At 47.3% G+C, this 8,085-nt stretch carries 5 protein-coding genes and 2 pseudogenes; all 7 read right to left on the reverse strand.

The window, feature by feature from the left end:
- Positions 1–20: 20 nt before the first annotated feature.
- Positions 21–2,270 (reverse strand): HD family phosphohydrolase, encoded by a 2,250-nt coding sequence (locus tag C0Q44_RS27800; RefSeq protein ID WP_105410378.1) that lies wholly within the window; start codon positions 2,268–2,270, stop codon positions 21–23.
- A gap of 16 nt (positions 2,271–2,286) precedes the next feature.
- Positions 2,287–3,258: a PhoH family protein gene (locus tag C0Q44_RS27805; RefSeq protein ID WP_105410379.1), complete on the reverse strand. Its 972-nt coding sequence runs from the start codon at positions 3,256–3,258 to the stop codon at positions 2,287–2,289.
- Positions 3,259–3,264: 6 nt separating this feature from the next.
- Positions 3,265–4,457 (reverse strand): annotated as a pseudogene (gene yqfD / locus C0Q44_RS27810) (sporulation protein YqfD).
- Positions 4,454–4,747 (reverse strand): sporulation protein YqfC, encoded by a 294-nt coding sequence (gene yqfC, locus C0Q44_RS27815; RefSeq protein ID WP_062835500.1) that lies wholly within the window; start codon positions 4,745–4,747, stop codon positions 4,454–4,456. The pseudogene yqfD and the gene yqfC overlap by 4 nt, the downstream one beginning before the upstream one ends.
- A gap of 179 nt (positions 4,748–4,926) precedes the next feature.
- A complete protein-coding gene (locus tag C0Q44_RS27820; protein ID WP_105410380.1) occupies positions 4,927–5,526 on the reverse strand; it encodes a hypothetical protein in 600 nt (199 codons plus the stop codon).
- Between the two features lie 13 nt (positions 5,527–5,539).
- Complete coding sequence (floA, locus tag C0Q44_RS27825; RefSeq protein WP_105410381.1) at positions 5,540–6,550, reverse strand: flotillin-like protein FloA; 1,011 nt, start codon at positions 6,548–6,550, stop codon at positions 5,540–5,542.
- 162 nt (positions 6,551–6,712) lie between these two features.
- A pseudogene (locus C0Q44_RS27830) lies at positions 6,713–8,073 on the reverse strand (NfeD family protein).
- Between the last annotated feature and the right edge of the window lie 12 nt (positions 8,074–8,085).

The following is an 8,085-nucleotide window of genomic DNA, read 5'->3' on the forward strand; positions in this document are numbered from 1 at the left end:
TGTCTGCTCATATTATTTAATCAACCCGCCTCGGGCGACGTTGGCTTCGGTCTCTTGATCTCCTCCGGATATTCAATCCTGGAATGGAAGATCCCCATCACCGTTTCCTTCAGCGTTCTGGAGACGATATCCAGTTCACGCATGGTGAGATCACAATCGTTGAACTGATGATCATCCAGACGCCCTTTAATAATTTTCTCGATCATTGACTCTACTTGTTCCACCGTAGGTTTACGCAAAGATCGAACCGCAGCTTCTACACTGTCTGCAATCCCAACAATAGCAGATTCCTTGGACTGAGCTTTGGGACCAGGGTAACGGAAATCATTTTCCGTGAAGTCTGGTTCCACTCCTGCCTCTTCTGCCTGACGTAGTGCCTTGTGATAGAAGAAGTGCAGGAATGTGGTGCCGTGGTGCTGCTCCGCGATATCCCGAATAGGTCTGGGTAGCTTATAGTCTTTTTGCATCTCCACACCATCCCGTGCATGGGCAACAATAATGGACTTGCTCAGTTTAGGATCTATTGAATCATGCGGATTTTCCATATTGTTCTGATTCTCAATAAAATAGATCGGTCGTTTGGTCTTGCCGATATCATGATAGTAAGACCCGACTCGGCACAGCAATCCGTTCGCTCCAATGGCCTCAGCCGCAGCTTCAGACAGATTCCCCACCATAACGCTGTGATGATAGGTACCTGGTGTCTCTGTCAGCAACTTGCGCAGAAGAGGATGGTTAGGATTAGACAATTCCACCAGTTTGAGCGCTGAAAGAATACCAAATGCAGTTTCAAAAAATGGCATCAGCCCAATGACAAATATGGCAGTCAACACGCCCCCGGCAAATGCAAATCCAACGCCATAAAGCGTCGTGGTTCGGTTCCAGTCTCCCGAGTCAATCAAAGCCAGGGTGAATACAGCCATGGACCCGAACATGCAGACCATAATGGCCCCTTTCAGAATCGTCGATCGCTGGCTTGCCCGATGTGTCGCAAAGATGGCAACAAACGAAACTACCACAGCGAAGAAACCCAGTTCAAAGTCAAAAAGCTGTCCCTGATGTGTGTTCAAAATAACGCTGGACAACATCCCAATCAGAATCGAACATACAAAGGCAAGCGACGTATCCAGCAATAGTGCAATTAACATTGCTCCTACTGCAACAGGCGCAAGGAAGCCCACATAAGACCTCTCATTCGTCTGGATAATAGCCGTTACATGCATAACCACAATAGTAATAATAAAAATGAGAACAAGCATTAACAGCTGCGCATTATTGTATTTAAAATGCGTTCCGCTGCACTGCTGAATATACATCAGAATTGCTGCCGACAACAGGCAGGAAAACATAAGAAGTCCAAGCTGTGGCCAGTAGTTCACTTCATTTTTCAGCAAATCATTCTCATCCAGCAGCGTATACATCTCCGGGGTGATCATCTCACCTTTGGCAACTAACGTGTCCCCTTGCTTAATAAATACAGTTTGTGTGTTCTCACGCGCCTGAACCTTCGCTTCCTTGGTTCCCTCTTCATCGTAAAAGCGGTTAGAGGTCACCACCAGGCGAGCGAGTTCTTGCACAACCTCACGTTGCGTACGCTTACTAAGAGAACTGACACTCACCATCTCAGCTACTTTGGCACGCGCAGTGGTTGCATCGCTGATCTGATCCGTCATTAATCGGGCAACAATGTCTCTGGCAACAGGCTTCATCTCTTGAATATCATCTGAAGTCAATCGCGAGATCTTGATGTATGTCTCTTCGGGAATACGGTAGCTCTGTTCCTGTACCACATTTCTGATCTCTTCCAAAAGAGTCTCGGAGTATGTACCGGATTTCCGATTATTATTAATATAATTAGACACAAAATCCTTATGGCGCTGCGGAATTTCATCCCGATAAATATCAATCTTGTCCTGACTTGAGATCTGATCATCCTGATTCAGTCGATCTACACGATCAAGCAGGGTTGTCATCAAATTTTCGTTTCGCATCTGTACGATCTGATATATCGGCTGTACCCGTTCAGCTGCTTCTTCCTGTGCTTTGAGTGTGGCCTTGTTATTCGGAATCTGCATGGGCGCAGCAATATCCACTTCACTCCGAGTACCTTCCTGAATATCATACCGCTCGGGGAGCAACTTGGAAGCCAGACTCACGTAGAAAAGGATCACCAGAAACAAAAACAGAAGATAGCGCGCCCACACGCTATACTTCCATCCTGTAGCTTTATTCTGAAAAGATTTGCCTTTTGACGGTTCCTTCGAGGTCACTTTAGACAATCCCTTTCTATGCTTGATTTTCTGCGGCGTGGTTGTAAGCAACGATAATTTTCTGGACGAGGGAATGCCGCACAACATCTTGCTCGGCAAAATACACAAATCCAATCTCTTTAACTTCGTTCAAGATCGCATTCGCTTCCACAAGTCCGGATTTCTTACCACGCGGTAAATCAATCTGGGTCACGTCTCCGGTGATGACCATTTTGGAGCCAAAACCAAGACGGGTCAGAAACATCTTCATCTGTTCCGGTGTTGTGTTCTGTGCTTCATCGAGAATGATGAACGAGTCATCCAGCGTACGGCCCCGCATATAGGCCAGTGGTGCAATCTCGATTAACCCACGCTCCAGAGCCTTCGCTGTCTGTTCCTGTCCCATAACGTCATACAGGGCATCGTAGAGCGGTCTCAAATACGGGTCTACCTTCTCCTGAAGATCACCTGGCAAGAACCCCAGACTCTCTCCTGCTTCCACAGCAGGCCGTGTGAGTACTATACGTTTGACGCTACCTTCTTTAATTGCGGCAACAGCCAGTACAACAGCAAGGTACGTTTTACCCGTACCAGCAGGACCAATGCCAAATACAATATCACGTTTTTTAATTGTAGTTACATAGTGTTTCTGTCCAATGGTTTTAACACGGATTGGTTTTCCTCGGTATGTCGTGGTAATCTCGCCTCTGAACAGATCCAGTAGTTGGTCTGCGCGCAATTCCTTCGCAAGTTCAATAGCATACTTGACATCCCTTTCGGTTAACACATATCCATTGCGTATCAATTGCAGTAACACATCAAATAATTGTTCAAGCGATTCCACCTGTTGTGCATTGCCAAAAATCACAATCTCCGCTTCACGGGATGCAATCTGGGCAGGAATCTCGGATTCAATCAGTTTCAGAAAAGTATCTTGGGGTCCAAAAAGAGATTGGCCCTCTCCCGCACTCTGGAGGGAGATTTGTATGCTGCGTGTTTGCTCTGACAAATATCCTCATTCTCCTTGACTATGGACTAGCGGAAGTTCTTCCGCAATGCTTTCTTCTACTTCAAATAAGACTTTCATATAAACTTTACCATTCTCTTTCTTCTCATGCAAAATTTTTTCACTTATAATTTTCGTTCCTTTGCCGTTTTTGGCGATAATATCATTTCTTGCTCCTTCCATTCCTTTCGTTCTGGCCCATTCTATCGTCTGTTGTTCCTCATGTTTGCGGGTTTCCAAATCTTTCTCTGTCAACCAGCCCATGGGAAGTGTGAAGGATCGCCAGGTCAGTGGCTTATGATTGCTCTCGGTATCAAAAGAACTAAACGGTGTATCTCCATATCCCCAGAGTTGAATCGCCCATTTACCCAACACCATGTAAAATCGTTCTTTGCTCTCGCCCGTCATTGTATTATGTTTTTGCACAAGTGGAACCTGTACCTGATACTCGCGCCATACCAGACCACGTACTTCCCCTTTGGCAACAATAGTTTTGGTGTTCTCTTCATCCCCAAGAATGCCGGAGATCAATACCTGACCCTTCTTGACACGCATATCCTTTTGAACAACAGGACGGCCCTGCTCCGCATAGATTTGAGTAACGACAGCATCTGATTTGCTGACTAGATGTCTGGGGTTCAGTAACGGTTCGCGCTTCGGTTGCGCCGACTCCACGACTTGAATGGTAATAGTTGTCCCCTCTTTGCTTACCCCAATCCAGGTTACATCCGGCAGAGCGAGTGCAAGCTGTCTGGAGAGCTTGTCCTGGCTTTGCAAGCGGAACCCCCATTGGAATGGGTACACCCCCTCTTTCTTGGCCGCAGCGAGCACCTCATCCGTAGGAATAGTCACGTTGCCCTTGACCTCCACATTCCACACCATAGACGATAACGCAAACAGAGCTGCCACAAAAAACAGCATACCGCCAAGGAAGAATTTCCTACGTAACAGTCGTGCTGCAAAAAAAGGGAAACCGCTGCGATGGTTTACTTTCACTCTGCAGCCTGTCCGTTTCAACATAGGACGCAGCCTGAAAAAATGCGGCAGCAGAATGTTCATCTCTGCCTTGCGTCCATCCTGCGCTCGCAGGTTCCACACTTCCAGTCCCTGCTCTGCCACCATGTTAATCAATGCTTCAATATCTCCCCAGTGACCGTGATTCGGACTGCTCCCCGCAGTTTGTACAGACTGGGCTGTTTCATCGGTTCCCCTCCACTCCATTCATGTGAATATCCAGAATCGTTCCTTCCACAGCTACTTCATCCGGCAAAATGTTGCGTATCACCAAGGCGGTTCCTTTGATCTCCAGCTGGCCTTGTGACAGAGCGAGCACGATGCGATCCGGCGTGAAATGGATGACACCGCGATGATTCTCTATATATAGTTGTTTACTGCCAATCAGGGTTAACCGTGGCATATCATAAAGCACATCCTGCGGCAGATCCAGCACTTCACTGGTCCATCTGCGCAGCTTGCGGCTGATCCGGGTCATTCGAAGGTCTTCCCCTTCCTCTACAGTTCAACTTATGCACAGATTCATGAATTTATGAAAATTCTGGGGCGGGTTAGGGTACGAATATTGAGAAAAAAGTGGAGAACACAGAAAAAGCCGTCTCCGGCGGCTTTTTGCTCACCAGAGACGACTCTATTCGTGTCTAATTGCTAGACTTGTTACAGTTTCCCTCTTGTACCAAACGGTTGCTTGGACCGGGGAGAGCCCAATACTTCTGCCCATAATACACCTTTGCGAACATCTTCCGAACGAAGTGGAGACGCTACCGATTCACCTGTGGTAGGCTCATCCCAACTGGAATCAGACACAGCTGGCTGATTCGAAGAAGAGATGCGATTCAAGCGTTCTTCAATCAGTCGCTGTTGTTGTTCCATGCCTCTCATCTGTTCCTCAAGCGAATTTTCCATGGCACTCATAGAGCCCTCACTTCTGTAATCACTTGCGGGGCGAGAAGATGCTGCTGGCTCTGAATACGGCTGGTCATACTGATTTTCGTATTGCTCATCATCATACCGATCGTCATACTGTTCATCATAACGGGGATCTGCTGGACCGGAAGACTGCTGCGGAGATGAATTGCCTCTCGTACGTTCTTCCCGGTCTGAATCACCGCTGCCTCCAAACGTAGGCATCCCGTTGCCAGGACGCTTTTTCTTCGGATCAGCCGATTTGGCAGCTTTCCCCAAGAAGGAGAAGAGTGCAAAACCAATGACAGCTACAATATACAGATTATCAAAAATCCATTCAAATAGGCCCATATGCACTCACCGCCTATCTTCCGTTTTTGGAATCACCCTGATCGTTGGAATTCGAACCTTCACCAGGTTTTCCCAATGTGTTGCGCATTTGAGTATCAGCTTCAATGTTCTTCAGATTCATGTAATCCATAACACCAATCTTGCCATTACGAAGTGCTTCAGCCATCGCCAAAGGTACTTGGGATTCGGATTCAACTACACGCGCTCTCATTTCCACTACGCGTGCTTTCATCTCTTGCTCTTGGGCTACGGCCATCGCACGACGCTCTTCTGCTTTGGCCTGAGCGATTCGTTTGTCAGCTTCTGCCTGCTCCGTTTGCAAGAAGGCACCAATGTTCTTACCTACATCAACGTCCGCAATATCAATGGACAGGATTTCAAAAGCAGTCCCTGCATCCAGACCTTTGGACAATACGGTACGGGAGATCAGATCCGGGTTTTCCAGAACGTCTTTGTGAGAATTCGAGGAACCGTTCGTACTTACGATACCTTCACCGACACGTGCGATGATGGTCTCTTCACCAGCACCACCGACGAGGCGGTCAATATTGGCACGCACTGTAACCCGTGCTCTAACCTTAACTTCAATACCGTCTTTGGCTACCGCAGATACAATTGGTGTCTCAATGACACGCGGGTTAACACTCATCTGTACAGCCTGCAATACGTCACGACCTGCGAGGTCAATCGCAGCGGCACGTTCAAATTCCAGTGGAATGTTTGCACGTTGAGCAGCGATCAGAGCGTTTACAACGCGGTCCACGTTACCACCGGCCAGGAAGTGACTCTCCAGTTGATTCATTGTCAATTGAAGTCCCGCTTTAGTTGCTTTAATTAACGGGTTTACGATCCGGCTAGGTGTTACACGTCTGAGTCTCATCGCGACCAGCGTAATAATGCTGACACGTACACCGGATGCAATAGCCGAGACCCAGAGCATAACCGGGAAAAAGCTGAAGAATACGCTCAATACGATAATACCTACTACCGCAATGAGCAAAATCGTAATCATAGATGTGTCCATAGTAAAATTTCCTCCATTTGCAATTTAAATTTGATAAATACTTCAGAACAGTCATTCATGAATCCGCTGCTAAAATAAAAGAGTGCACCACCTCGCTGGCAGCTTCAGCTAAGTGGTTATGTACATTGCCGAAGCAGGGATGCACTTCGACAATAGAGCGGGCTACACCGGCAAAGCTTGCTGAACCACAATCCGGGTACCTTCCGCTTTAATCACAATAATCGGTGTATCAATGGGAATAAAGTCTCCATCCGTCACAACATCGATTCGTTCCCCTCAAACATGGCTGTTCCGGAAGGACGAAGTGGTGTCAGACTAATTCCTTGCAGACCAATCAGTTCTTTGCGTTCCATGGCTGATGAATAACCACGATCCGCGGACATGCTGTCACTCAAAATGAACCGATTCCATATCCCTCGATCCTTAAACAGGACTGCGATAATCGCAATAACGACCAGCGCTGCTCCAAAAGCAATACCCAGAGACACAAATGCATCACTTGTATCATAGGCAGCCCTCACAACACCTGCGACAAGCGCAATCGATCCCAGAATACCCAGAATACCGAAACTTGGGATGAACATCTCTAGAATCATCATGATGAGCCCGACTGTAAACAGTACCCATGTCTCTGCACCAGCAAATCCTGCAATATAATTACCTGAGAAATACAGGACGAAACACACAATACCCACAATACCAGGCACTCCAAAACCAGGAACAATCAACTCAATGATCACACCTGCGATTCCGAGAAACAACAACACGGTCATGACAATAGGATTAGTAAGAAAAGATGAAATATTCTCTGCTGTCGTTCGTTCTACCTTGAAAACATCATCCTGACTGTAACCAAGCCAAGTCGCCGCTTCTTCCGGTGTGTTGCTGATGTGGTCCGCATATCCAACTTTCAGCGCTTCTTCAGCCGAGAGAGCAATAATTTCACCTTTTTGCTTGGTCTTATTAATCTCAGGCATCTCGACAACCATGTTGACATCCGTCATTCCGGCTGCAATATTGCCATCACGACCGCTTTTCTCAGCCGCTCCCTGCATCTTGCTTTTCCAGAATGCAACCAGCTTCGGATCATCCACATGTTTACCCGTACTGTCCACCATTGCTGCGGCACCAATCATGCTGCCTGGTGACATTACGATCTTATCTGCATTCAGAGCCAGAAAACTTCCAGCTGAGGCAGCATCCCCACGGACAAATGCAACGGTTTCAATTGGGCTGTCCTTAATCAGGGTACCCAATACTTCTGCAGTATCGACACGGCCTCCCGGCGTATTGATATCAAGAACGATCAGGCCAGCATTCATTTCTTCTGCTTCCTTGAACCCACGTTCCATAAACTTGCCAAGTCCCTGCTCAATTGGTTTGTCAACCGGAATAATATATACGGCACCACTTTTCTCAGCTGCATGCGCTGACGGTGATCCAATCAAGACAGGAAGCAACAGCGTCAGCAGCATTAAGAGCAACAATGGCCCCGCAAGCTTCTTCCGGCGCTTTCCCTTCACAATAGTCCCCCT

The sequence above is a fragment of the Paenibacillus sp. PCH8 genome (assembly GCF_002968835.1).
Taxonomy (GTDB): Bacteria; Bacillota; Bacilli; order Paenibacillales; family Paenibacillaceae; genus Paenibacillus.